This is a genomic window from Streptomyces sp. NPDC002754 (assembly GCF_053592315.1).
The window spans coordinates 39566-63761 of record NZ_JBSFVM010000028.1 but is presented as its reverse complement, the minus strand read 5'-3'; the positions used below and the strand labels follow the sequence as shown (position 1 = coordinate 63761).

Annotated in this window: 18 protein-coding genes, 1 other RNA gene and 4 pseudogenes; 10 read left to right on the top strand and 13 right to left on the bottom strand. The window is 70.8% G+C overall.

Annotated features, from left to right (window positions below; genetic code table 11):
• The first annotated feature begins 32 nt into the window (after positions 1 to 32).
• Positions 33 to 938, top strand: coding sequence for a glycosyltransferase family 2 protein (locus ACWD2L_RS33580; RefSeq protein ID WP_351337884.1), 906 nt, complete (start codon positions 33 to 35; stop codon positions 936 to 938).
• Between the two features lie 28 nt (positions 939 to 966).
• Here the strand turns inward: ACWD2L_RS33580 and ACWD2L_RS33575 are convergent.
• From ACWD2L_RS33575 to ACWD2L_RS33565, 3 genes and pseudogenes are all read right to left on the bottom strand, one after another.
• Positions 967 to 1695: pseudogene (locus tag ACWD2L_RS33575) on the bottom strand (HtaA domain-containing protein); the annotation flags it as partial.
• A gap of 249 nt (positions 1696 to 1944) precedes the next feature.
• Positions 1945 to 2508: pseudogene (locus ACWD2L_RS33570) on the bottom strand (HtaA domain-containing protein); the annotation flags it as partial.
• A gap of 38 nt (positions 2509 to 2546) precedes the next feature.
• Positions 2547 to 3956: an HtaA domain-containing protein gene (locus tag ACWD2L_RS33565; RefSeq protein WP_351337889.1), complete on the bottom strand. Its 1410-nt coding sequence runs from the start codon at positions 3954 to 3956 to the stop codon at positions 2547 to 2549.
• A 155-nt stretch (positions 3957 to 4111) separates the two neighbouring features.
• On the opposite strand from ACWD2L_RS33565, the gene ACWD2L_RS33560 reads away from it, so the two are divergent.
• From ACWD2L_RS33560 to ACWD2L_RS33550, 3 genes are read left to right on the top strand one after another with little or no spacing between them, the layout of a single operon-like run.
• Positions 4112 to 5188: a heme/hemin ABC transporter substrate-binding protein gene (locus tag ACWD2L_RS33560; RefSeq protein WP_351337890.1), complete on the top strand. Its 1077-nt coding sequence runs from the start codon at positions 4112 to 4114 to the stop codon at positions 5186 to 5188.
• A 2-nt stretch (positions 5189 to 5190) separates the two neighbouring features.
• Entirely contained in the window at positions 5191 to 6390 is a 1200-nt protein-coding gene (locus ACWD2L_RS33555; RefSeq protein WP_351337893.1) for a FecCD family ABC transporter permease, read from the top strand.
• Positions 6387 to 7229 (top strand): heme ABC transporter ATP-binding protein, encoded by an 843-nt coding sequence (locus ACWD2L_RS33550; protein WP_351337895.1) that lies wholly within the window; start codon positions 6387 to 6389, stop codon positions 7227 to 7229. The genes ACWD2L_RS33555 and ACWD2L_RS33550 overlap by 4 nt, the downstream gene beginning before the upstream one ends.
• A 21-nt stretch (positions 7230 to 7250) precedes the next feature.
• Here ACWD2L_RS33550 and ACWD2L_RS33545 read toward each other — a convergent pair whose 3' ends face one another.
• Both ACWD2L_RS33545 and ACWD2L_RS33540 read right to left on the bottom strand, forming a co-directional pair.
• A complete protein-coding gene (locus tag ACWD2L_RS33545; RefSeq protein ID WP_351337896.1) occupies positions 7251 to 8660 on the bottom strand; it encodes an MFS transporter in 1410 nt (469 codons plus the stop codon).
• 196 nt (positions 8661 to 8856) lie between these two features.
• Positions 8857 to 9285 (bottom strand): annotated as a pseudogene (locus ACWD2L_RS33540) (hypothetical protein); the annotation flags it as partial.
• 289 nt (positions 9286 to 9574) lie between these two features.
• Here ACWD2L_RS33540 and ACWD2L_RS33535 point away from each other — a divergent pair.
• Positions 9575 to 9703 carry a DUF6408 family protein gene (locus ACWD2L_RS33535; protein ID WP_351337898.1) on the top strand — a complete coding sequence of 43 codons (129 nt, stop codon included), beginning with the start codon at positions 9575 to 9577 and terminating at the stop codon, positions 9701 to 9703.
• A 53-nt stretch (positions 9704 to 9756) separates the two neighbouring features.
• Here the strand turns inward: ACWD2L_RS33535 and ACWD2L_RS33530 are convergent, their stop codons facing one another.
• The 4 genes from ACWD2L_RS33530 to ACWD2L_RS33515 all read right to left on the bottom strand — a co-directional run bounded on the left by ACWD2L_RS33530 (position 9757) and on the right by ACWD2L_RS33515 (position 15520).
• Positions 9757 to 11997: a DUF2075 domain-containing protein gene (locus ACWD2L_RS33530; RefSeq protein ID WP_451192845.1), complete on the bottom strand. Its 2241-nt coding sequence runs from the start codon at positions 11995 to 11997 to the stop codon at positions 9757 to 9759.
• Positions 11998 to 12051: 54 nt separating this feature from the next.
• Positions 12052 to 13962 carry a DUF2075 domain-containing protein gene (locus ACWD2L_RS33525; protein WP_351337900.1) on the bottom strand — a complete coding sequence of 637 codons (1911 nt, stop codon included), beginning with the start codon at positions 13960 to 13962 and terminating at the stop codon, positions 12052 to 12054.
• A gap of 542 nt (positions 13963 to 14504) precedes the next feature.
• Positions 14505 to 14912, bottom strand: an RNA gene (gene rnpB / locus ACWD2L_RS33520) — RNase P RNA component class A.
• Between the two features lie 29 nt (positions 14913 to 14941).
• A complete protein-coding gene (locus tag ACWD2L_RS33515; protein ID WP_351337902.1) occupies positions 14942 to 15520 on the bottom strand; it encodes a Uma2 family endonuclease in 579 nt (192 codons plus the stop codon).
• A gap of 241 nt (positions 15521 to 15761) precedes the next feature.
• On the opposite strand from ACWD2L_RS33515, the gene ACWD2L_RS33510 reads away from it, so the two are divergent.
• Together ACWD2L_RS33510 and ACWD2L_RS33505 are read left to right on the top strand one after the other, a co-directional pair.
• Positions 15762 to 16526 (top strand): MerR family transcriptional regulator, encoded by a 765-nt coding sequence (locus ACWD2L_RS33510; protein ID WP_351337905.1) that lies wholly within the window; start codon positions 15762 to 15764, stop codon positions 16524 to 16526.
• The gene (locus ACWD2L_RS33505) at positions 16523 to 17305 is read left to right on the top strand and encodes a hypothetical protein (protein ID WP_351337908.1); all 783 of its coding nucleotides are present in this window, start codon (positions 16523 to 16525) and stop codon (positions 17303 to 17305) included. The genes ACWD2L_RS33510 and ACWD2L_RS33505 overlap by 4 nt, the downstream gene beginning before the upstream one ends.
• On the opposite strand, the gene ACWD2L_RS33500 is transcribed toward ACWD2L_RS33505, so the two are convergent.
• A complete protein-coding gene (locus ACWD2L_RS33500) occupies positions 17292 to 18737 on the bottom strand; it encodes an RNB domain-containing ribonuclease (protein WP_351337910.1) in 1446 nt (481 codons plus the stop codon). The genes ACWD2L_RS33505 and ACWD2L_RS33500 overlap by 14 nt on opposite strands.
• A 91-nt stretch (positions 18738 to 18828) precedes the next feature.
• On the opposite strand from ACWD2L_RS33500, the gene yaaA reads away from it, so the two are divergent.
• Entirely contained in the window at positions 18829 to 19611 is a 783-nt protein-coding gene (gene yaaA / locus ACWD2L_RS33495) for a peroxide stress protein YaaA (RefSeq protein ID WP_351337913.1), read from the top strand.
• Between the two features lie 97 nt (positions 19612 to 19708).
• Positions 19709 to 20353, top strand: coding sequence for a bifunctional 4-hydroxy-2-oxoglutarate aldolase/2-dehydro-3-deoxy-phosphogluconate aldolase (eda, locus tag ACWD2L_RS33490; RefSeq protein WP_351337916.1), 645 nt, complete (start codon positions 19709 to 19711; stop codon positions 20351 to 20353).
• Positions 20354 to 20363: 10 nt separating this feature from the next.
• On the opposite strand, the pseudogene ACWD2L_RS33485 reads toward eda, so the two are convergent.
• The 3 genes and pseudogenes from ACWD2L_RS33485 to ACWD2L_RS33475 all read right to left on the bottom strand — a co-directional run.
• Positions 20364 to 21095: pseudogene (locus tag ACWD2L_RS33485) on the bottom strand (histidine phosphatase family protein); the annotation flags it as partial.
• Positions 21096 to 21839, bottom strand: coding sequence for a zinc ribbon domain-containing protein (locus ACWD2L_RS33480; protein ID WP_351337985.1), 744 nt, complete (start codon positions 21837 to 21839; stop codon positions 21096 to 21098). It lies immediately after the preceding pseudogene.
• Positions 21836 to 22747: a Nif3-like dinuclear metal center hexameric protein gene (locus tag ACWD2L_RS33475; protein ID WP_351337919.1), complete on the bottom strand. Its 912-nt coding sequence runs from the start codon at positions 22745 to 22747 to the stop codon at positions 21836 to 21838. The genes ACWD2L_RS33480 and ACWD2L_RS33475 overlap by 4 nt, the downstream gene beginning before the upstream one ends.
• A gap of 251 nt (positions 22748 to 22998) precedes the next feature.
• On the opposite strand from ACWD2L_RS33475, the gene ACWD2L_RS33470 reads away from it, so the two are divergent.
• A complete protein-coding gene (locus ACWD2L_RS33470) occupies positions 22999 to 24168 on the top strand; it encodes a hypothetical protein (protein ID WP_451192841.1) in 1170 nt (389 codons plus the stop codon).
• The last annotated feature ends 28 nt before the right edge of the window (positions 24169 to 24196 follow it).

The window sequence follows — 24196 nt, the reverse complement described above, 5'->3', positions numbered from 1 at the left end:
GGCGCACAACGTGAACGGCTAACATCGCCGCCATGACTGACAGGCACCGCAGCACCGAACTCCCGCGCCTGGGTGTGGCCATCGTCACCATGGGCAACCGGCCCAAGGACGTGGCCGCCCTCCTGGATTCGGTGGCCAAGCAGGATGCGGTGCCGGCCCGCGTCGTCATGATCGGCAACGGGACGCCGCTGCCCGCGTACCCCGGCTACCCGTTCGAGGTCACGACGGTCGAGCTGGACGAGAACCTCGGCTGCCCCGGCGGCCGCAACGTCGCCCTCGCCCGGCTCCGCGAGTTCGGGGACGTGGACGTGGCCGTGGAGCTGGACGACGACGGGCTGCTCGTCGACGCCGACGTGTTCTCGACCATTCAGAAGCTGTACGCGGCCGACCCCGAACTCGGCGTCGTCGGCTTCCGCATCGCCGACGAGCTCGGCGAGACCCAGCGCCGCCACGTGCCGAGGCTGCGCGCGAAGGACCCGATGAAGCGCGGGCTCGTGACCGCGTTCCTCGGTGGCGGTCACGCGTTCTCGATGGACATGCTCGACGAGACCGGTGACTGGCCCGCCGAGTTCTTCTTCACGCACGAGGAGACCGATCTCGCGTGGCGGGCGCTGGATGCGGGGTGGAAGGTGCTGTACGAGCCGGCCCTGCTGCTCCAGCACCCCAAGACGTCCCCGGCCCGGCACGCCGTCTACCACCGGATGACCGCCCGGAACCGGGTGTGGCTGGCCCGCCGCCGCCTCCCCCTCCCGCTGATCCCGCTGTACCTCGCGGTGTGGACCGGCATCACCCTGCTGCGTACGAGGTCGCTCGGCGGCCTGCGCGCCTGGGCGGGCGGCTTCGCCGAGGGCGTGCGCGCGTCCGCAGGTGAGCGGCGCCCGATGCGCTGGCGGACCGTGTGGCGGATGACGCGGCTCGGCCGCCCGCCGCTGATCTGACCAGCGGCGGACGGCCGGGCGCGAACGGTCAGGACCGCGTACGCCGCCTGCGCGTGGCGTACACCGTGCCCGCACCGGCCGCGGCGATCAACGCGGCGGCCGCGGCGAGCGGTCCGGCCGGGACGGCGGCGCCGGTCGCGGCGAGGGAGCCTGTTCCGCCGCCCGTGGTCGAGCCGGTGCCGATGCCGCCGGTCCCGCCCGTGGTGCCCGAAGCGCCGCCGCTCGTACCGCCGTTGGACCCCGTCGGCAGCTCGGCGTTCTCGTCGAGGGAGACGGCCGCGGTGACCGGGTCGAGCGCGGCGCCCGCCTCGTAGAAGCCGCCGAAGGCCTTGGCCCCGCCGGCGGTGAGGGTGGCGGCGGCGCCGTCCAGTTCGACGACGTCGTCCTGCGCGGTGAGGTCGCCGGAGCCGAGCTTCAGGGTGGCCACGGTCAGGCCGTCGTACGTGGAGACCTTGCCGGTCTCCTGGTCCTTGCTGGAGACGTCGGCGACGAGCTCGCCACTGCCGCCCTTCGCCGTCACCCGCAGCTCACTGAACTGCAGGTCGAGGGCGTACTCGTCGCCCTCCTCGTGGCCGAGGAAGCGGACCTTGCCGGCGAACTTCGCGTCCAGCGACTTGGCATCGGCGTCGTAGCTGCCGCTCGCGTCACCGAACCGGTAGCCCGAGCCGTTCTTGCCCGCGCCGCCGGAGAGTTCGACCTTGCCCTTGGCGATGGGTCCTGTGATGTACGTACGGAAGGACTCCTTGACGCCCCAGTCCAGGTTGCCGTCGACGACCGCGCCGGAGGCGGCCACCTCGGGGGCGCTCGTCGCGGACGCGCTCGGCTTGCCGGTCGGGGTCGCGGTCTTCGTGGGCTTCGGCCCCGCGGTGGCCGTGTCGGTCGGGGAGGGTGATTGCGTCGGGGGCTTCGTCGGCTCGGGCGAGGTCGGGGAGGAGGCCGCGGTGACCGTCAGCGTCGCCGGATCGAGGGCGGCGCCCGCCTCGTACATGCCGTTGAACGCCTTGGCACCGTCGGCGGTCAGCGTGGCCGGGATGCCCTTGAAGGTCATGGCGCCGCCCGCGCCCTGGCCGGGCTTGACGGCGGACAGGTCGAGCGTGGCGAACTCGATGTCGTTCTGGGTACTGCCGTTGAGCGTGACGTCGGCGTCGATGTGGCCGGTCGTCCCGGTGGTCACCACCTTTACGTCGGCGACCTTGATGTCGAAGCCGTGCGCGGTGGAGGCGAAGCGGACGGCGCCCTTGAACGTCGTGTCCGTGCCGTGCGTCGCCGTGTCGTACGTGCCCGTGCCGCCGCCGAAGGTGAAGGCGCCGTTGTCGGCTGCCTGCGTGGCCCCGTCACTGGCCTCGATCTTCCCGAGGGCGATGCCGGTGACGTACTTGCGGAAGGACTCCTTGATGCCCCAGTCGAGCGTGCCGTCCTTCAACTCAACGCTGGGTGCGGCCTGTTCGGCGGCGAAGGCGGGCAGGCTCAGCGCGCCGCCGCCGAGCACGACGGCGGTGGCGGTGGCGGTGGCGGTGGCGGCGGCGAGGGCTATCGGGTGTCTGGTGATCGCGTTTTCGGTGCGGGACATCTGCTTCTTTCCTCAACTCTTCGAGTGGGAGCGCCCGTTCAGGGACGCGGGGAACGGCGCGAGCGAAGGACCAGGAATCCGGCGCCCGCGAGCACGAGGGCGACGACGGCGACGATCCCGGAGACCGCGCCACCGGACAGTCCCGAACTGTCCGCTGCCGAGGCAGACTTGACCTTGGGGGCCGCGGAGCTCTTGTCGGGGCTCGGCGTGGCGGAGCTGCCGAGGTCCGGCAGCGCGGGCAGTTCGGCGTCGGCGTCGAGCGCGACCGCCAGGGAGACCGGGTCCATCGCGGCCCCCTTGCGGTACATGCCGCCGAAGGCCTTCGCCCCGGCGGCGGTGAGCTTCGCCGGAGCCTCGTCGACCCGTACGAGCCCGTCCTTCGCGGCGAGTTCGTCGACGTCGAAGGTGACGACCGCGGTGTCCTTACGGGTCCGGCCCTCGCCGGTGACGTCGGCACGCAACGTCCCCTTGCCGTCGGCCACGTCGACGGACACGTCCGCGAACTTCAGGTCGAGCCCGTGCTCGCCGGTGAACCGCACGGACCCGGTGAACCCGGCCTCCAGGGTCCGCTTCTTCTTGTCGTACGACCCTTCGCCCTTGGGGAAGCGGAACAGCGCGCCGCCGTCCTGCGCCCCGTCGGCGAGCTTCCACTCGCCCTGGGCGATGCCCCCGGTGACGTACTCGCGGAAGGTACGGCGCACGCCCCAGTCGACGGCTCCGTCCCGGACGGTGCCGGAGTCGGCCTCCTTGGTCTTCTTGGTGGCCGTGGCGGAGGGGGACGGCGAGGTCGTCTTCTTGCCGGCCTCGACCTTTGGCTCCACGTCGGCGGACAGGCTGACCGGGTCGAGCGCGGTGCCCGCCGTGTAGTAGCCGGCGAAGGCCTTGGCGCCCTGCGAAGTGAGCGTGGCGGGAACGTTGTTGAGGGTGACGGCATTGCCGTCGCCCTTCATGTCGATCCCACCCAGGGAGAGGGAGGCGAAGGGCACCTGACGGGACGACGTGACCGTCCCGGTGCCCTTCGCCCTGCTCACGACATCGACGTAGAGCGTCCCGCCGCCGCCCGCGACGCGGACGCTCGGGTTGCTGATCGTCATGTCGAGTTCGTGCGAACCGTCGGCCTTCTTGTGCCCGACGAAGTGCACGCCGCCGGAGAACGAGGAGGTGAAGGTGCCGGTCGAACCGTCGTAGCCGCCGCTGGCCGAGTGGAAGCGGAACCGGCTCGCGCCGATGGTCGCCGCTCCCCCGGTCAGGGTGTAACTCCCCTTCGCGATGGGCCCCGTGATGTAGCTCTGGAAGGACGACTTCACGCCCCAGTCGAGTCGGCCGCCCTGCACGGTGCGGGTCGCGGCGTGCGCTCCGGGGGCGGGCAGCAGGGCCGCGAGCAGCGCCGTGAACAGGCCGGCGAGCAGGGTGACGGCAAGGACGCGTATCGGTGCGCGTCGGGACATGACGATTCCTCCGGGACTCCAGCACTCCAGCACCAGACGTCACCAGACCCTGGCGACTTAGGTAAGGCTAACCTAAACTATGATCGCTTCCGCCAACAGCCCCTCTGCTTAGTCCCGCTGCTCAGCCCCTCCCCTTACGACAGGACGGTCCCCGCGTGCCGACGCCAGCCGCTCCCGCTCAACCCGCCACGCGACGGGCCGGTGTGCTGACCGCCGTACTCGTCGCCGTCCTCGCGCTGTTCGCCACGGCCTGCGGCGGCGGCTCCACGAAATCGGCCGGAGCCGGATCCGTGGACGACACCAAGACGGCCGCGACCTCGAACCGCCTCGAACCGCTCGCCTCGACGCCGAATCCGGAGCTGCCCGCCACGGTCGCCTCGGCAGGCGGCGAGAAGGTCACGGTGAAGCGGGCCGACCGGATCGTTCCGCTGTCGGGCAGCCTCAGCGAGATCGCCTTCACCCTCGGGCTGGGTGAGCGGGTCGTGGCGCGGGACATCACGGCCACGTTCGACCAGGCGAAGAAGCTTCCGGTGGTCACCCGCAACCACGACGTCTCCGCGGAGAACGTGCTCTCGCTCAAGCCGGACCTGGTGCTCGCCGAGACGACCTCGGGCCCCGAGGAGGCGATGGAGCAGATCCGCGACGCGGGCGTCCCGGTGGTCGTGATCGACCCGGCGAAGGGCCTCGACGACGTCGGCACCCGCATCCAGGCGGTCGCGGACACGCTCGGAGTCCCGTCTGCCGGGCGGGAGTTGACGCAGCGGTCGGAGGACCGGATCGCGGCGGTACAGAAGGACATCCCGACGAGGACGGAGAGCAAGGGCGACAAGCCGCGCGTCGCCTTCCTCTATCTGCGCGGCTCGGCCTCCGTCTACCTCATCGGCGGCAAGGAGTCCGGCGCGGTCTCGCTGCTCCGAGCGGCGGGCGCGGTCGACGCGGGCGCGACCTCGGGACTGAAGAAGGACTTCACCGCGATCACCAGCGAGGCCCTGGCGAAGGCCGCGCCGGACGCGATCCTCGTCATGACCAAGGGACTCGAATCCGTCGGCGGCATCGACGGCCTGGTGAAGATTCCCGGCGTCGCCGAGACCCCGGCAGGCGTCGACCGCAGGGTGGTCTCCGTCGACGACGGCGTACTGCTGAACTACGGCCCACGCACGGACCAGGTCCTGCGCTCGATCGTGGACCAGCTGTACGGCGATGCCTCCGGCGCGGCGAAGGCGGGTTCCTGACCATGACGACCCCTCAGCCCTCGACGCCGCACCGGTCACCGGTGGACGAGCCCACAGCCGCCCATCCCGCCCACCTGCCGGATCAGGGCATCACGCCCGACGGCCCCGACGGGACACGCCCCCGCGCGGCCGGTGCGACGCGGCCCGCGGGCACTGTCCCGGTCACCAAGGCGCGCCGCGGCGCCGCCTGGCCGCTGACCGTCGGTCTCGCCCTGGCGCTGGTGGTGCTCGCCCTGGCCTCGGCCGGGATCGGGGCGTACGAGATCGCGCCCGGCGACATCCTCGGGTCCGTGCAGCACCGGCTCGGTCTCGGTGGTGCCGCGCTCGACCGGGTCGGGGAATCGGTGCTGTGGAACGTGCGCCTGCCCCGCGTCGTCCTCGCCCTCCTCGTCGGCGCCTCGCTCGGCTGCGCGGGTGCGCTCATGCAGGGCGTGTTCGGCAACCCGCTCGCCGAGCCCGGCGTCATCGGCATCTCGTCGGGCGCGGCGGTCGGCGCGGTCGCCTGCATCGCGCTCGGCCTCAACTTCTTCGGTACGTGGACCATCACGGCCTGCGCCTTCGTGTCGGGCCTCGCGACGGTCCTGATCGTCTACGTGATGTCCCGCTCGGGCGGCCGCACGGAGGTCGTCACGCTGATCCTCACGGGTATCGCCGTGAACGCCTTCGCGGGCGCGCTGATCGGCCTGTTCCTCTCCTACGCCGATGCCGCCGCCGTCAACCAGATCACGTTCTGGCAGCTCGGCTCGCTGGCCCAGGCGACGTGGCCGAAGGTGCTCGCGGTGCTGCCCTGCGCGGCCGTCGGCCTGCTCGTAGCGCCTCTGTACGCAAGGAAGCTGGACCTGCTGTCGCTCGGCGAACGCCCGGCCCGCCACCTGGGCGTCGACGTCGAGAAGCTCCGGATCACGCTGATCCTCGTCATCGCACTGCTCACGGCGGCGGCCGTGGCGGTCTCCGGCGTCATCGGCTTCGTGGGCCTGGTCGTCCCGCACCTGCTGCGCATGCTCGCGGGCCCAGGCCATCGCTTCCTGGTCCCGGGCAGTGCGCTCGGCGGCGCCGCCGTCCTGGTCGCGGCCGACCTCGCCGCCCGCACGGTGGCCGCCCCCGCCGAACTCCCCATCGGGGTGCTCACCGCGCTGACCGGCAGCCCGTTCTTCTTCTGGCTGCTGCGCCGCACCCGCCGTAAGCAAGGAGGCTGGGCATGAAGGCCCTTTGGAGCACGCTGCTGCGGGGCCCGCGGCACCACGCACCGCCCGAGCGGTACGCCGCCGGGGACACGGTCGCCGAGGCGCGCGCCCTGCACGTGAGCCTGGGCGGCAGGCCGGTCCTGACCGGCGTCGACCTGGACGTGCGGGCGGGCGAGGTACTGGTCCTGGTCGGCCCCAACGGGGCGGGGAAGTCAACCCTGTTGGCGGCGCTTGCCTCCGACCTGCCCGCCGCCTCCGGCGAGCTGCGCGTCCACGGGCGCCCGGCCGACGCCTGGACACCGGCCGAACTCGCCCTGCGCCGCTCCCTGTTGCCCCAGTCGGCGACGCTCTCCTTCCCGTTCCCAGTGGCCGACGTCGTCCGGATGGGCCGGGCGCCGTGGGCGGGCACGGAGCGCGAGGACGAGGACGACGCGGCGGTCGCGGCGGCCCTCGCGGCGACGGAGACCGCGGCCTTCACCGCCCGCCCCTTCTCGGCGCTGTCCGGCGGCGAACGGGCCCGCGTGGCCCTGGCCCGGGTCCTCGCCCAGTCGACGGGGCTGCTGCTCCTGGACGAGCCGACGGCCGCGCTCGACCTGCGCCACCAGGAGCTGGTCCTGCGGGTGTGCCGCGAACGGGCCGCAGCGGGCGACGCGGTGGTCGTCGTCCTGCACGACCTGGGCCTGGCCGCCGCGCACGCCGACCGGGTGGCGGTGCTGCACGACGGGCGCATCACGGCGGTCGGCCCGCCGGCGGAGGTCCTCGACGGGCCCCTGCTCAGCGACGTGTACCGGCACCCGGTCGAGGTGCTGCCGCATCCGCGTACCGGGGCGCCCCTGGTGGTGCCGGTACGGCCGTGACCGGTTGCATGACAGCGGCCCTCAGATCGACTCCAGGCTCCGCCCCGTCGTACGTGGCCCAAGGATCCGTACGTTCAGGCACAGGATCAGCATCAGCACGCCGGACCCGATGAACACCGCGTTCGCGCCCAGGTCCTCGAGCACGTCGATCGCGATGAACGGCAGCACCACCGACGTGAGCCGGGACAGCGAGTACGCGATGCCGATGGCGCTGGAACGCATGCCCGTCGGGAAGATCTCCGTCTGGTAGACGTGGAAGGCGTTCGAGAAGACGTTGGAGCACACGGTGAGCAGGAAGCCCGCCCCCACGATCAGCCAGGACGCCTCCGCGAACCCGAAGACCAGGCCGAACGCGGCGATCCCGAGCGCCGACAGGATGATGAGTGTGCGGCGCTCGATCCGGTCGATCAGCGGCACGGACAGTGCCGAGCCCACCGGGTAGCCGAGGTAGCTGAGGGCCGCGTACGTCAGGGATTCCGTGACGGTGTGGCCCTTGGCCTGGAGGACGACGGGGGCGAGGGAGCCGAAGCCGTAGTAGCCGACGGTCTGGAGGATCTGGAAGATCCACCACATCACCGTGCGGCGGGCGTAGGGGTGTTTGAACATCTGGCCGAGCGGCACCTTTTGGGCGTCCGGTGTTGCGGTTGCGGGGCTCTGCCCCGGGCCCCGCGCCTCAATCGCCGGCGGGGCTTGAGATGGCGGGGCTTGTGACTCGATCCCCCGTACCACCTCTTCCGCCTCGGCCGTCCGCCCCCGCGAGACCAGCCACCGCGGTGACTCCGGTAGGCGGGTGCGCAGGAGTTGGATGAAGGCGGCGCCGAGTGCGCCGCCGACGAGCAGCCAGCGCCAGCCGTCCACCCCGAACAGCTCGTGCTTGGCGACGAGTCGCGCGCCGAGCAGCGCCGCGACGGGCACGCCGACGAAGCCGAGGGTGTACGCCCAGGCGATGTAGCGGCCGCGCACCTTGCGCGGCAGGAACTCGGCCAAGTACGTGTCGACGAGCACCAGTTCGGCGCCGAGGCCGAGACCGGCGAGGAAGCGGAGAACGGAGAGCTGGGTCGCGTCCTGGGCAAAGGCGCAGGCCAGCGAGAACAGCGAGTAGAGCCCCAGGTTGACCAGGAACATCTTCCGCCGCCCGAACCGGTCGGCGAGCACGGACAGCACGTTCGCGCCGACGAACATGCCGAGGAACCCGGAGGCGATCAGCCACGACTTCTCGGTGCCCGACAGCTGCCAGGACTCGGCGAGCGCCGCGGCGAGCACGCCACCGAGGAACACCTCGTAGAGGTCGAAGAAGGCTCCGATGCCGACGATCGCGGTCAGCCGCTTGTGCCACGGACCGACGGGCAGCCGGTCGAGCCTGCTGACCGGGTCCGTCGTGTCGTTCAAGTCCGGGGTGGCGGCTGCCCCCGTGACGCCCTGCTCACTCATGCTCGCAGACGTTAGCTGTAAACGGCAGCTAAATGAAGACCTGGATTCCGCTTCCGGCCTGGCGTAATGGGGACGTCGGCGACTCAGAATGGTCGTGTCCGTCTCGCGTCGTCAGGTTGGCAGATCGCCCCGTCCACAAACTGCCCGGGATTCGGGCCTTGAAGTGACAGCGTAGTTGGGGGCGGATGCCCTGCCCGGTGTCGTCGCGCTCGTCGCCGGGTTCCCCCGTAGCGGTGGCCGCCTGCGCCAGTGCGGTGAGGGAGTCCTCGACGACCCCGAGGAGTTCCAGGAACTCGTCCACGCTGGACAGACGTTGACCGGGCCTGTACGCGGTGGCGGCCTGCACCAAGTCGTCCACGCCCTCCGACAGACCGTCCACCAGAGAGTTGGGACGCAGTCCCTCGCCCGCCTCCAGGCGGGCCAGCACCTCAGCCTGGCCGACGGCCGGAGCCTTTCCGGTTAGCAGGAGGTACGTGAGGGCGCCGAGTCCGTACACATCGAGGTGGGCCGGGTGGCTCTGGGAGGAGTCGGTGCTGCGCTGGGTGGCGATCTGCCAGTCGGAGATCCGCAGGTTCGGGGTGAGCCAGGCGGTCTCCTCCCCCACGACCCGGCCCTTCTTGCCGCGCGGCCGAGGATGTCCAGCTTGTCGCCGTACTGGATCAGGTACTCGTCCCGCTTCAGAGTGAGCCTCACTTACACCTTCAGGTCCCAAAACGATCTGCACCAACTGGCGCGTGCACTAACGTGGTTACCTGCTGCGCACCTTCCCGGAGGGTACGTCGGCGGTGTTCCAGGTGCCGTTCCTCGGTGCTGAGCGACGAGTGGTCTCCATCGCGTTCCGTACGCGGTGTGACTGCGGATGCCCGGTAGGGCGATCCCTGCCATTCCCAGCTCACGCTCAGGAGTGGAAACCGATGAACCCCGTTGAGTACAAGCCTGCACGTCGTCACCTGATTCGTCAGATTCTGGCCGACGTCACGGTGGGAGTCGTCACCAATCTGTTGGTGGCGGCCCTGATCGCGGCAGCACGCCTGGTCTTCTGACCGGCAAGTGGCGGGCCCGGGAGAGCCCGCCACTCCAAGCACTGGTCGCCGCTTCAGAAAAGACGCATCTCTCCGGGCAGGGTGTCCTTCTTCTGACGGTTCCTGCGTCGGCGCTGTCCTCGGCCGGGACGGGGCAAATGCGGCTGGCGAGCCTGCTCCGGCAAGTTCTCCCAGGTGGGTCGCAGACCGTGGATCTGGGCCTCGCCGACGAGCTTCTTCAGGTGGTCCCGGGTCTCCTTGTCCGTGGAGTAGAGCACGGTCGCCCGGCTCGCCCGGGTCATCAGCACGTGGTACGCGTGCCGAACGAGACGGGCGAACTCGTCGTCGTCTACGCTCTTCGGCTTCACCTTGGGATCGAACGACCCGGGAACGCCGACTCGTTTGACGCCCGCCTCCTTGTCGGCCCGCTCCTTGCCCCGGCGGAACACCCAGCGGTCACCCCGGCGCACCATGTCGTCGCCCATGATCACGCCGCACCAGTCCCACTCCAGTCCCTGCGCGGTGTACACACAGCCGATCTGGCCGAGGCCGTTCTCGTGCACGGACCAAATCTTGGAAGGGGGGACGGTCTTGTTCTCGCAGAAGGACTCGCTGAACGCGTTCCACGGCCGGTGCCACTCGCCGATCCGGACGTCGGGCTCGAGCCGCTTCTCCTCGCCCAGGGGTTTGGTCCAGGGCCAGCAGTATCCGGCGACCATGCGCGCGGATGCTCCCGCCACGGCCTCCGAGCGGATGATCCGTTCGAGTTCCTCCGGACTGTCCACGACCTCGACGTGCATCAGCCCGTCCGGCGTCCACTCCTCCGGCTCCGCGTCCGACACCCCAAGCGCCCCACGCACCCAGCGGATATAGGCGTCGCTGCCGCCGCACCGAAACTGTTCCCGCAGGCGGTAACGGACCAACTGCGCGTCGTAGCGTCGTGCCGCGTCCTCCACGAGAGCGACGGTGCCGACCTCATGCGGGCGCACGGACTGCCCCTCGTCGAGGAAGAAGACCGTCAGCCGGGAGGCGTCGAGGAGTTCATCCACCTGCGGTTTGGTTCCATAGTCCGCGCGATCCCAGAAGCGGTTGGTGGAGCGGTCGCGCAAGCGGTGGGCCTCGTCGCAGATCAGTACGTTCAGAGGCGGATCGGGTGGGGTGACGAAGTTACTGAAGTAGGTGAAGCTCTCCTTGAACTCCCGGTCGCCATAGCCGACATGCTCCTGGAGGGCGCCGTTGAATGCCCTGCTGCCGCTCGCGTACTTGACCGTACGCCCCTCCGCCTCCAGCTCGGCCTTGAGTTGGAGGCCGATGGCGCTCTTGCCGGTTCCGGCCCCTCCTGTGACGAGGAAGACCACCCTTCGCTCGTCGGGGAGGAGCGCGGGCCGCCGGGGATCGGGCAGCACTTTGGCAGCAGTGTCGAGGATCTGATCCGCGACCTTCTTCTGACGGCCGCGAAGGGTGAAGACCGTGTCCTCCCCGCTGGAGCGGATCATGGCGTCGAGCAGTGGGGTGTTACGCAGCCCCATACCCCGCAACAGGTTCTCGGCCGCAGTCTGGGCACCGTCGGCGGCGAAGCTGTTACGCAGGTCCGACAGCAGTTGGGCACGGCGATCACTCGTATAGACGCGGGCGTAAGAACCGGTCGGCGCGTCCACGCCGACCAGCGGAAGCACCGAGAGGTCGGTGGCGTTGTGCAGATAGGCGAAGCCGCCACACTCGAATTGCAGTCCTTGCAGCGGCCCTCTGAAACCGGTGAACGCCTCGTAGTATTCGCGCAGTTGCAGCGCGGGATGCTTCTTGGGCCCCATGCCGGGGACGTGTACCAGTTCCCCAGTGGCTCGCTCCACCCGGGTCACCGTCGACCAGCGTTTCAGCTCGACGAGTTGGACGGACAGTGCATCCTCTTCGGGATGACGGCCTACGAGGACGACATCGATGAGGCGCGGGTCTCCGGCGCGATCGGTCTCGTCGAGCGTGGCCGCGCACTCGACGACCATCTCGACGTTACCTCGGTCGGCAGCTACCAGTTCCTCGGCAAGATGCACCAGGCTCTCTGCCCAAGCGGACCGTTCGGTCAGCGAAGCGTCGGTGTTGAGGAAGTGCTTCCACCTCGCGGCGAGGTGAGGCACCATGCGGCGTCTTGAGTTCAGGTTCAGCAGATCCCGCGCCGCCAGTTTCAGCAGGAGCATGGACACGAGGTGGATCCCCCAGGGCACGAGTGACTCGTGCGGATGGGGGCATGTCCACCTGGGAAGCCCGTCGGGCCGCAATGATGTTTTGGATCTTAGGGAAGTGACGTCCCGTCCAGACACATATGAAACAGAGGTCGGCTGGAAGCACGGACATCATGGCTGAATACCACGCGCTCAACGCGACACAAGTGGCTCCTCCGTCGCGGCCGGCTGTGACTCCAGGCGGGATGACACCAGGTCACGCAGCCTCTGTCTGGTCTCCGGATCGGTCGAGTAGACGATGGTGCCCACCATGCCACGCGTCAGCAGCACCTTGTACGTGTTCCGAATGAGCCGGTCCACATCGGTGTCCGACGTGGACTTCTTGAAGACCGGGTCCTTTGAGGCAGCGCGGTCGGTGACCCAGTGGTCACCCCGCCAGACCAGGTCCGGGCCGATGATGACGCCGGACCAGTCGTACTCGAACCCCTGGGCGGTGTAGACACAGCCGATCTGCCCGAAGCCCGCAGGGTCGGTGGCCCACAACGCGGACGGTGGCGCGCCGGAGACCGACCGGTCCCCCCGCAGGTTCCAGGGCCGGGCCCAGCCACCGATGACGACGTCGAGGGGCAGTGGACAGCCGGGCTTGGGCTCGGGCGACCATCGCCAGCAGTAGCCTGCGGACATCCGGGCACCATGGTTCTCGGCACGGCGGGCATCGAGGAACGCCTCCAGTTCTTCAGGACTGTCGGCGACCAGCAACTGCATGCGGCCGTCGGGCTCCCACCCGATCGGCCCGCCGGGCTCAAGCCCAAGGAGCCGGACCACCCAGCGCAGGTAGGCGTCGCTGCCTCCGCAGCGGAACTGGCTGTCCAGGGGGATGACATGGCAGTCGATGCCGCGTCTGGCCGCGGCCTCACGAATTTCGTCAACGGTTCCCATCTCACCGGGACGCACCACTTGGTGCTCGTCGAGGAAGAAGACCGGTACGTGGGCGACGTCGATGAGTTCGTCGATCTGCGCCCTGCCGGTCCGCAGTGCCGCGCGGGTGTAGCGGTTGGCGGACGTCTCACGGATACGGTGCGCCTCGTCACAGATCAGAGCACCCAGGCTGTTCTTCTCCGTGGCCATGAAGCTGTTGAAGTACTTGAAGAGATCCTGGACTTCCCGCTTCCGGGAGCCGGCCACCTTGCGCATCGTCTTGGTGAACGACTGGGAGCCGGTCGCGTGGACCGCGGCCACGCCCCTCCGGTACAGCTCGCCGAGCAGTTGGAGCGCGATCACGCTCTTTCCGGTTCCGGGGCCACCGGTGACGATGACGACTTCCTTGCGGTCGGCGCGCTTCGCCCTCTCCACCGCGTTGAGCACCATGCGGTAGGCGACCTGCTGCTCGTCGAGGAGGACGAACTGCTGTCGCTCCCGAACTTCCTGGGCTGCCACGGACATCAGCTGCTTCGACGGCACGGTGGCGCCCGCGAGCAGTTCGTCCGCCGCACGAGCTCCGGCGTGCTCATTGCTCAGCTTCGACCGGAGGTGGTCCAGGAACGCTCCTCGGCTCTCCCCGGTGAAGAGCAGCCCCCGCGCGTCACGTTCGATTTCCCGCAGCCCCGCCACCCCGAACTCGGTGGCGTTGTGCAAGAAGGCGACTCCCTGGATCCGGTCGCTGTGCTCAGACACCGCGCCGTTGAAGTTGACCAGGTAGTCGCAGTATCGCCGCACCTGCTCGATCGGATTGAGCACGGGGTGCGCGTAGGCGTCAACGTGGCACAAGGTGGGATCATCTTCATGCGGAGCCGCCTGGCTCCACTGCTTCAGCTCCACCACGACGTAGGACGGCTCCTGCGTAACCGGGTGCAAGCCGGCGAGGACGACGTCGGCACGCTTGCTGTTCAGCGGTAGCGCGTACTCAAGCATGACCTCGACGTCGCCCAGGCCGGCGTCGTCGAGCGCGGCGGTCAATAGAGGGATGCTGCGCTCCCAGGAACGCGTCTCCGAGGCTCCGGGCCTATAGCCATGCATATGGACGAACTGCTCGGTGAGATGCAGGAAAAGCGAACCGTCAAGTGCCATGACGGCGACCGTTTTCGCGGACGCGCGGAACAGCAAGGACTTCCCCCAGGCAGCACGAAGAGACTCGTGCGGGTGGGGGCATATCCTTCGAGACTCCACCAAGGTGGAACGGAAGCCCGTCGGGCCGCGTTGACGATGTGTCCGAGGGTACCTGGCGGGACTGGCAGTACTACCGGTGGTCGGAGTGGCGGCGGATGTCGGGCCCGATCTCCACTACGGGCGCGCCAACACATTGGCTCCGACGCATCAGGTCCCTCCGACTCGATCAAGTCCCGCGTTGCACGCCCGGCCGTTCGTCGACCACGCTGCTCAGCACGAGCTGCCGTGACGCCGGGATCGGGCAGCTCCACGCGGCACCGCTCGTGAACAAGTGACGGTCCCAGGGATACGCGGGGCAGTGCGTGCTGTTTTCCCGGCACCAAGACCGCCCCCACGCAGGCTCCGATCCGGAAACGCGTGGCTGCTTTCGCTGCCGTGAGGTCCGGTTTGAATCGGTGCGGCCCCGGGCGAGGCGACGGCCGCAAGTCCACGAGCAAGGGCACCAGACCTGTGCCTTAACCGACCAGAAGGCGGAGCGGCAGACGAGTCGGGCTGTACGCCGGGTTCTGTGCCCCGGGACCTCGCGGTCGTCGGGGCGACGGCCATCCATCTACGACCGGCGTTGCCACCGGCCTCCTGCGGTCTACCCGCGAACATCGGGCGGGCAGCCCTCGATCGTCCGCGCAGGACCGTCTCCGAAGAGGCGGTCCCTCTTGACCTTGCTCCAGGTGGGGTTTACCTAGCCGCCTGAGTCGCCTCAGGCGCTGGTGGTCTCTTACACCACCGTTTCACCCTTACCCAGCGCCTGAGCGCTGGGCGGTCTGTTTTCTGTGGCACTGTCCCGCGGGTCACCCCGGGTGGCCGTTAGCCACCACCTTGCCCTGTGGAGCCCGGACGTTCCTCGGGAGACCCCCGAAGGGATCCCACGCGGCCGCCCGCCCGGCTCGTCTGCCGTGCGGCCAGTCTACCTGGCCGATCAGACGAACTCGGCCGTCTCCAGGTCGAAGGCGAACGGCTCGGGCAGCGCGAGGGCCTTGCCGAAGGGGAGCGTGCAGGACTGGCGGTAGTCGCCCTTCGACGGGTCACTGTGGAGGGTCACGGAGGACTTGTCGCGGTCGATGAGCAGGTAGAGCGGGATGGCGCCCTGGGCGTAACAGCGCCGCTTCGCCTCGCGGTCCTGCTGCGGCTTCGACGAGGTCACCTCGACCGCCATCGCGACGCCCTCGCAGGGCATCCAGGAGTCGGCGCCGCGGAAGAGACGACGCTCGGTGGGCGCGAAGGTGCCGTCGGGGATCAGATGGTTTCTCGGGCAGTCTCCGCCGCTGGGCAGTTTCAGCCCCTTGTTCCCGGAGAAGTCCATATCGGTCCGCGAGCGCCTGATCACCTGCTTCAGGATCAGGTTGATGTAGTCCTCATGATCCCCGTCCGGCGGTGGTGTCACGACAATCTCCCCCTGGATCAGTTCCGCCCGGAAGCCCTCCGGGGTGTCGAGGGAGAGGAAACCCTCCAGCAGGACCTCTTCCTGCGTGAGCGGCTCGTGCGCGAGAGCGGGCATGCCATCACGTCCCTTCTTCGGTCGTTCGCCAGACTGGGACATGGGTGATCAGCCGTCCCTCGGATCGGGAGTCGTTCCCTCGATCGTGGCACAGGGTCATGGAATCGGTCAGGGTTCGGCCGTGCGTCGGCCGTGGCTACTCGGGTGCGGGGGTCGGGCCCGGACTCCTCCAAGAGCGCGCCGGCCCCTCGCGGCGCCGTCCGCTTGACCCTGCCGTAGCGTCAAGGTTTCTACTGAAGGCATGCGGATCGGAGAGCTGGCCCGGATCGTCGGTGTCACCACACGCGCCATCAGGCACTATCACCACCTCGGGCTGCTGCCCGAGCCCGAGCGGCTGGGCAACGGGTACCGGGAGTACGGGCTGCGGCATGCCATCGAGCTCGCCCGGATCCGGCGACTGACCGAGCTGGGGCTCGGGCTGCCGGAGGTGCGGGACGTGCTCGCGGAGGACGCGGGGCGCGATCTCGTGGAGGTGCTCGCCGAGCTGGACGCCGATCTGGCCCGGCAGGAGGCGGCCATCCATGAGCGGCGGGAGCGGCTGCGGGGTCTCCTCACGGAGGCCGAGCGGGGGCGACTGCCCACCGAGGGACCGGTGTCGCCCGAACTCGCCGCGTTCTTCAACGAGTTGGGTGACGTCGACGTCGAGTCGCCGATGGCCGCCAAGGACCGCGAGGTGCTCGCGCTCATCGACACGACCGCCCCGCCCGAGGCCCGCGAGCAGCTGATGGCGGCGCTGCTGCCCGCCTTCTCCGCACCGGGCGCCGTGGCCGCGGCCCACGAGGTCTACGCCCGGCTCGACGCCCTCGCCGACGCCGGCCCGGACGACCCGCGGGTGGCGGAGGCGGCGCGGGCGCTGGCCGCGTGCATGCCGGCCGAGCTGCCGGTCGGCGAGGCGCTCGCGGAGGGGAACACCCTGCTCGACACCTTCCTCGCCGACTTCTCCCCCGCCCAGGCCGAGGCCGTCCGGCTCGCGATGCGGATGGCCGCCGAGGGCGGTGCGCCGTGACGGGCCTGCGTACGACGTTGCGCGCCCTCGCCTATACGGCCCTGGCGGCCGAACTGGTCGTCACCGGATGCCTGTTGGTGGGTACGCGGCCGCCCCGCGTCGTCGAGGCGGCGGTCGTGGTCGTCATCGTCGTCGAGGTCTGCGGGCTCGCCGTGCTGTACCGGCGCGGCGGCCGGGACGCCGTGCGGGAGGTCGTGCCCGCCAAGGCCCGCCGGCTCGTCGGGCACGAGTTGCGGGTGCTCGGGAGTTACTGGCTGTGGGTGACGCGGCGCCGCGATGGCGTCCCGGCGGGGGCGAGCGCCTTCGCGTACGCGCGGGGGCAGGCCGTGATGATGTACGCCTTCGCGTTCGTGTGCCTCGTCGAGACCGTCGCGATGTGGGCTCTGCTGCACGACTGGCCGCTGCTGCACCGCGTCGTGCTCGTCCTCGACGTCTACACGGTGGTGTGGGTGCTCGGCCTGCACGCCGCGGCCGTGACCCGGCCGCACGTCGTGACCGCCGACACCCTGCGGGTACGCCGCGGCGCCCTGGTCGACCTGCGGATACCGCTGGAGCGGATCGGGGCCGTACGCCGCGAGAACAAGTACACGCACCAGCCCACGGAGGGCGAGCTGAACCTGGACGTCGGCGCCCAGACCAGCATAACCATCGAACTGGCCGCTCCCGTACGGCACTTCACGTTCCTCGGCCGCCCGTTGGATGTCAGCCTGGTGCGGTTGCACGCGGAGGATCCCGACGGGCTCGCGCGCACCCTGGAGCAGCGGCTCACGCCGGCGTGAACAGCACCTTCGTCGAGCCGGGGTCCGCCTGCGCGAGCCGGACCCGCAGCCGCTCCCCCAGCGGCAGCGCGGACGCGCCGCCCTCGACCCGGGCGACGACGGCGGGCTCGGTCAACTGGACGGTCCCGGAGGCCTGTTCGCGGTCCTTCACGTCCACCACCACCGCGTCGAAGACCTCGCCGACCCGGTGCTCGAGGAGCGCCGCCTCGACGATGTCGACGCACTCGCGCTCCACGGAGTTGGCGCGCCGGGTACCCTCCGCCATCTCCTTGGGGAGGTCTTCCAGAGCCGTCAACACCCATTCGGGAACGCCCCGTTCGGCGGATGCGGCCAGGCAGAGTTCGGACGCGTAGCGGTCGACGAGGCGGCGCAGCGGGGCCGTGCAGTGGGTGTAGGGCGCGGCGACGGCGGCGTGCGTGGCGAGGGCCGGGGTCTCGCCACCACGGAACGCCGTGTAGCCCGCGCCGCGCAGCAGCGTCGTGCACTCCTGGAGGAACGCGGCGTGGTGCGGGATCCGCGGGTCGAGGGAGCGGACCAGGTCGGAGTACGACACGTGGTGCGGCCACTCGATGTGCAGGGCCTTCGCGGTGCGGCGCAGCCGGCCGACCGCGCCGTCCGGTGCGGCGGGCAGCGTGCGCAGGATGCCGGTGCCCGCGGCGAGCATCAGGTCGGCGGCGGCCATGCCGGTCAGGAGGGAGATCTGGGCGTTCCACGAGTCGGCGGGGAGCGGGGCCCGGTAGGCGAGTTCGTACGCGGTGGCGCTCGCGACGATCTCCTGCTCGGGCACGTCGAGCGAGATGCCACCGCGCTCGACCTCCAACCGCTCGCGCAGCGACCCGATGTCCTTGAGCAGGGCGACCGACTCCTCGGCGGTCCCGTCGTCGATGGCCTTCTGCACGCCCGCGTAGTCGAGCTTGGCGCGGCTGCGGACGAGGGCACGGACGACGTCGGTGGTCTCGGCGCGCCCGTCCGCGTCGAGGTCGATCGTCCACAGGACGGCCGGGCAGGTCTGGTCCGGCAGCAGGCTCGCGGCGCCCTCGCTGAGCACGGTGGGGTGCAGCGGGACCTTCTCGTCGGGGAAGTAGAGGGTGGTGACGCGGCGGTGCGCCTCGGCGTCGAGGACGCCGCCCGGTGTGACGTACGCGGCGACGTCGGCGATCGCGTACCGCACGCGGTAGCCGCCGCCGGGGCGCCGGGACAGGTGCATGGCCTGGTCGAGGTCGGTCGACGTGGGCGGGTCGATCGTGAAGAAGGGGATCGCCGTCTCGTCCCGGTCGGGCAGCCACGGCGGATCGGCGGCGACGCGCTCCGCCTCCGCGAGCACATCGGCCGGGAACTCCTCGGGTACGTCCAGCTTCGTACGCAGTTCGCGCAGCACGGCGCCGAGCGGCTCCCGCGCCGCGCCGGTCACACGGAGGTGGCGACGGGGCATGCCACGAGCGTAGAAGGCGGTGGCCGGGTTGGCACGCCGTAGGCTGGGGCGTCGATCGACAGTTGTTCCGTACGTGCTTGAGGAGTGCCCCGTGCTTGTGCTGTTGCCGCCGTCGGAGGGTAAGGCCGCTTCCGGACGCGGGGCGCCGCTGAAGCCGGAGGGCCTCTCGTTGCAGGGGCTCGCCGGGGCGCGGGCGGCCGTCCTGGACGAGCTGGTGGAGCTGTGCGCGGCCGACGAGGAGAAGGCGCGCGAGGTGCTCGGCCTGAGCGAGGGGCTGCGCGGCGAGATCGCCAAGAACACGGAGCTGCGCACGGCGGGCGCGCGCCCGGCCGGCGAGATCTACACCGGCGTCCTGTACGACGCCCTGGACCTGGCCTCCCTCGACGCGGCGGCGAAGAAGCGGGCGGCCAGGTCGCTGCTCGTGTTCTCGGGACTGTGGGGCGCGGTCGGTGTCGCCGACAGGATCCCCTCCTACCGCTGCTCGATGGGCGTGAAGCTGCCGGGACTCGGCGCGCTCGGGGCGTACTGGCGGGGGCCCATGGCCGAGGTGATGCCACAGGCCGCCGGAGACGGGCTCGTACTGGACCTGCGGTCGTCGGCGTACGCGAGCGCGTGGAAGCCGAAGGGGGACGTGGCCGAGCGGACCGCGACGGTGCGCGTGCTGCACGCGCCGACCCGCAAGGTCGTCTCCCACTTCAACAAGGCGACCAAGGGACGGATCGTCCGGTCGCTGCTGACGGCGGGGTCCGCGCCGGCCGGTCCCGCCGAGCTCGTCGACGTACTGCGGGACCTCGGGTACGTCGTGGAGGTCGAGGAGCCCGCGAAGGCCGGTCGGCCGTGGAACCTGGACGTGCTGGTGGACGAGGTCCACTAGAGGCCCTGAAAAGATAGAGGCGCTAAGAAGACCAGCCGGATTGCAGCATGCGCAACGACCTTTGCGCATGTTGCTGCGGGCGGGGCAGGATGGGGCCATGACCTCGACTGCCGCCGCCTCTGCCGGCTCCGCCTCCGTGCTGGATCTCGCCCCTGTCGTCCCCGTCGTCGTGGTGGAGGACGTCGCCGACGCGGTGCCGCTCGCGCGGGCGCTCGTCGCGGGCGGCCTCCCCGCTATCGAGGTGACCCTGCGTACGCCCGCCGCGCTCGACGCGATCCGGGCGATCGCCGCCGAGGTCCCGGACGCCGTCGTCGGCGCGGGCACCGTGATCTCGCCCGCGAACGTCGCCGACTCGGTGGCCGCGGGCTCCCGCTTCCTGGTCAGCCCCGGCTGGACGGACACGCTGCTCGACGCGATGAAGGAGTCGGGCGTGCCGTTCCTGCCCGGCGTCTCCACGACGTCGGAGGTCGTGGCGCTGATCGAGCGCGGCGTGCACGAGATGAAGTTCTTCCCGGCGGAGGCCGCGGGCGGCGCCCCCTACCTGAAGGCGCTCTCCGGTCCGCTGCCGCAGGCTCGGTTCTGCCCCACGGGCGGCGTCTCGCCCGCGAACGCGCCCACCTACCTGGCGCTGAAGAACGTCGGCTGCGTGGGCGGCAGTTGGATGCTCCCCGCCGACGCGATCGCGGCGAAGGACTGGGACCGGGTCGAGGCCCTGGCCCGCGAGGCGTCCTCGCTGCGTTGAGCCGGCTGAACTATGTGAGGTGCGCTGTCTCGTTGAGGCAGCGCACGCTCGCGTTCCCGTCCGCGTAGTACGCGACCGTGGTGAGGGACGCCGCCGCGAGCTCCATGCGGAACATCGCCTCGGCCGGGGCGCCGAGCGCGAGCCGCACCAGCGTCTTGATCGGCGTCACATGGCTGACCAGCACGGCGGTACGCCCCCGGTACGCGGCGGTCAGCCGGTCCCGCGCCTCGGCGACCCGCTCCGCGACCTCCGCGAAACTCTCGCCGCCACCGGTCGGGGCGGCGTCGGACGAGGCGAGCCAGGCGTTCAGGTCGTCCGGGTAGCGGGCGCCGGCCTCCTTGAACGTGAGCCCCTCCCACGCCCCGAAGTGCGTCTCGCGCAGCCCTTCGTCGACCTCCACGCCGAGCCCGAGCCGCCCGGCGACGACCTCGGCGGTCTCGCGGCACCGCTTCAGCGGCGATGCCACGACGACGTCGACGTCACCGCGCGCGACCAGGGCCGCGGCGGCGTCCGACGCCTGCCGACGACCGGTGTCGGAGAGCGCGGGGTCGCCGCCCCCACTCCCCGAGAACCGCTTCTCGGGCGTGAGGGCGGTCTCCCCGTGCCGGAGCAGGAGGAAGGTGGCGGGTGACCCGAGGTCCGGGGGTGTCACGTGTCTCCCTTGCGGCAGGCCCAACGGCGTTGCGGTCTCGGGGCTCTGCCCCGGACCCCGCGCCTCAATCGCCGGCGAGGCTGAGTGGTCCTAAAGCCCCGACTCGGACGTCCGAACCAGGATCCGCCGACAGTTCTCGCAACGAACGACCTCATCCGCCGCAGCCGCCCGAACCTCGTTCAGCTCCGTGATGTTGAGCTCGAGCCGGCACCCCTCACAACGCCGCTGGAACAGCTTCGCCGCCCCGACCCCGCCCTCCTTCTCGCGAAGCTTGTCGTACAGCTTCAGCAGGTCCGCCGGGATCGTCCCGGCGACGACCGCACGCTCCTTGGCGGCGGCGGAGACGTCGGCGTCGATGGCGGCATCCGCCGCGTCGCGCCGCGAGGTCGCGTCGTCGGCCTTGGCCTGCACCGAGGAGAGCCGCTCGGCCAGCTCGCCCGCGCGCTCCTGCGCGGACTCGCGGCGCTCCATGACCTCGAGGACGACGTCCTCCAGGTCGCCCTGGCGCTTGGCCAGCGAGGTGATCTCGCGCTGCAGGTTCTCCAGGTCCTTGGGGGACGTGACCGCGCCGGAGTCGAGGCGCTTCTGGTCGCGGGCGGCGCGCTGGCGGACCTGGTCGACGTCCTGCTCGGCCTTGGTCTGCTCGCGGGCGCAGTCGCTCTCCTCGGTCGTCGAGGCGACGTGCAGGTCGCGCAGCTGCGTGAGGTCCTTGGTCAGCGACTCGATCTCGTCGTGCTCGGGCAGCGACCGCTTCTTGTGCGCGAGCTGCTGGAGGCGGGTGTCGAGGTCCTGGAGATCGAGAAGACGGATCTGATCGGCGGGCGCGGCGTTCAGTTGGGGGCTCCAAAAGTAGATACAGGCGAGTCAGAAGGGGTGCGCGTAGCGCTCGCTGAAGGGGTGGTGGCGGGCGACGGGCGGGTGGACGCCGCGTGGGCCGTCCAGGGATCGGTGACCGTCTTCGAGACGTGGACCCGCAGGCGCCATCCCTCGCGGTCGGAGACCTCTTCGAGCTGAGCCGCGGCCAGCTCGCACCAGGGCCACTCGGTGGCCCAGTGCGCCGCGTCGAGCAGCGCGAGAGGGGTGGTCTCGCGGGCCTCGCTCACCGGGTGGTGGCGCAGGTCCGCGGTAAGGAAAGCATCGACGCCCGCCGCACGCACATCGTCGAAGAGGCTGTCGCCGGAGCCACCGCTCACGGCGATCGTACGCACCGTCGCGTCGAGGTCCCCCGCCACGCGGATGCCCTGCGCGGTGGCCGGCAGCCGGTCGGCGGCGCGGCCCGCGAGCTCGCGCAGCGTCAGCGGGTGCTCAAGATCGCAGACCCGGCCGAGGCCACGACGGCCGGCGGGGTCGGTGGGGTCCGGGACCAGGGGGCGGACGACGCGGACGCCGAGCGCGCCCGCGAGGGCGTCGGAGACGCCGGGGTCGGCCTTGTCGGCGTTGGTGTGCGCGACGTGCAGGGCGATGTCGTTCTTGATCAGCGTGTGGACGGCGCGGCCCTTGAACGTGGAGGCCGCCACCGTCGTCGTACCGCGCAGGTAGAGGGGGTGGTGCGTGACCAGCAGGTCCGCGCCGAGCTTCACCGCCTCGTCGACGATGTCCTGGACGGGGTCGACCGCGAAGAGCACCCGGCCGACCTCGGCGTCCGGATCACCGGCGACCGTGCCCACCGCGTCCCATCCCTCGGCGAGGGCCGGGGGCCAGAGGGCTTCGAGGGCGGCGGTTACTTCAGACAGACGGGGCACGCAGACAGGTTACCCGCGCCGCCCGCCCCACCCCCAAGCCCGGCCTTTCCCGTAAGGGGCGCAGGAGAGCACAGAGGACCCACCGTTCACAGCCAATTCGGGGCATGGCCCACCTTTCGTGTGAAACGGCGGGCGCGAGGTGCCACGGAGGTACGTGCGAAAACTAGCGTCGGCCCGGACAAGCGGAGGTGAACGATCCGTAATGGATCCCCTTCTTTGAGGGGGTCTCCACGAAGGAGGCTGGAACACCCATGACGGCCCTGGCCACGGAACCCACGCCGGATACACCGGAAATGCCGAAAATGCCGCCACGACCGCCGCACACCAGATGTGTGGTCACGATGGACGCGACGTACGCGGCGCGGCTCGCGCGGCACGGCGCGAGCCCCGACGCCCGGTTCCCCGAGCGCTGGACCCTGGACGGACCCGAGCCGTACGCGGTCCCGCTGCCGGGACCACAGCCGGAGGAGCCCGGCACCGCCGTGCTGCCCCTGACCGACGGCCGGGTGCTGATCCAGCGCGCGGCGGCAAAACGCCAGATGTTCTCGCTGCTCTACCCGACGGGTCCGGGCACGGGCGAGGTGCCGCTCGGGTCCGTGGAGTGCGCGGAGCTCACCCTGCTGCCGCCGACTCCGGACGGGCGCTGTGCCTACGCGTTGGCGGCCGGCGCGGAGTCGACCGCGGTGTGGCAGGTGGCGGGCGCGGGCTCCGGGCCCGAGCTGCTCGCCGAGGTGCCGGGGCGCTGCTCGGGCGGGGTCTGGCTGTCCCGCGAGGCCCGGCTGCTCGCGCTCGACCGCGCACCGTCGGACGCGGACGGCGGCGGCCCGGTGAAGACGGTGGTGGTGGATCTGGACCGGGGCGGCGAGGTCTCCCCGCTCCTTCAGGTCGCCGAGGACAGCGAGGACCGGCTGCTCCTCGCCGATCTCGACAGCGGCCTCATCCTGCTCCGCTCGGACGCCCCGACGCCGGGTGAACTCCGGCTCGGCTGGGGCGTGTTGGGCAGTACGCTGCCGATCCGGTTCCCGGAGTCGCTGCGCCTCGCCGACTGCGAGCTGACACCCTTCGCCATCCAGCCGGGCCAGCCGCTGATGCCGGAGGGCTGCGCGGTGGCGCTGCACGTGGCGAGCACCGAGGGCGGCTCCCCGTGGCTCGGCCTGTGGCGGCCCGCCGAGAGCCGGATGCACCAGGTCGCGGCGCCCGGCGGCTGGCTTCCGGGCAGCGGGTTCCTCTCGCGCGAGGGGGTGCTCTCCCTGCCGTACGTCAGCGAGGAGGTGCCGTGCGGTCTGGCGAGGTTCCAGGCACCCGAACCCCGCGCGGGGCAGCGGGAGCCGGAGGAGGAATCCGCCCCGCCCGAGCCCACCGCGACACGCCCCGTGCCGTTGGCGCAGGCGCCCCTCGGTGGCCGTACCACGGACCGTTAGACTCTCCCGGCTGCAACTGAAGGATCTT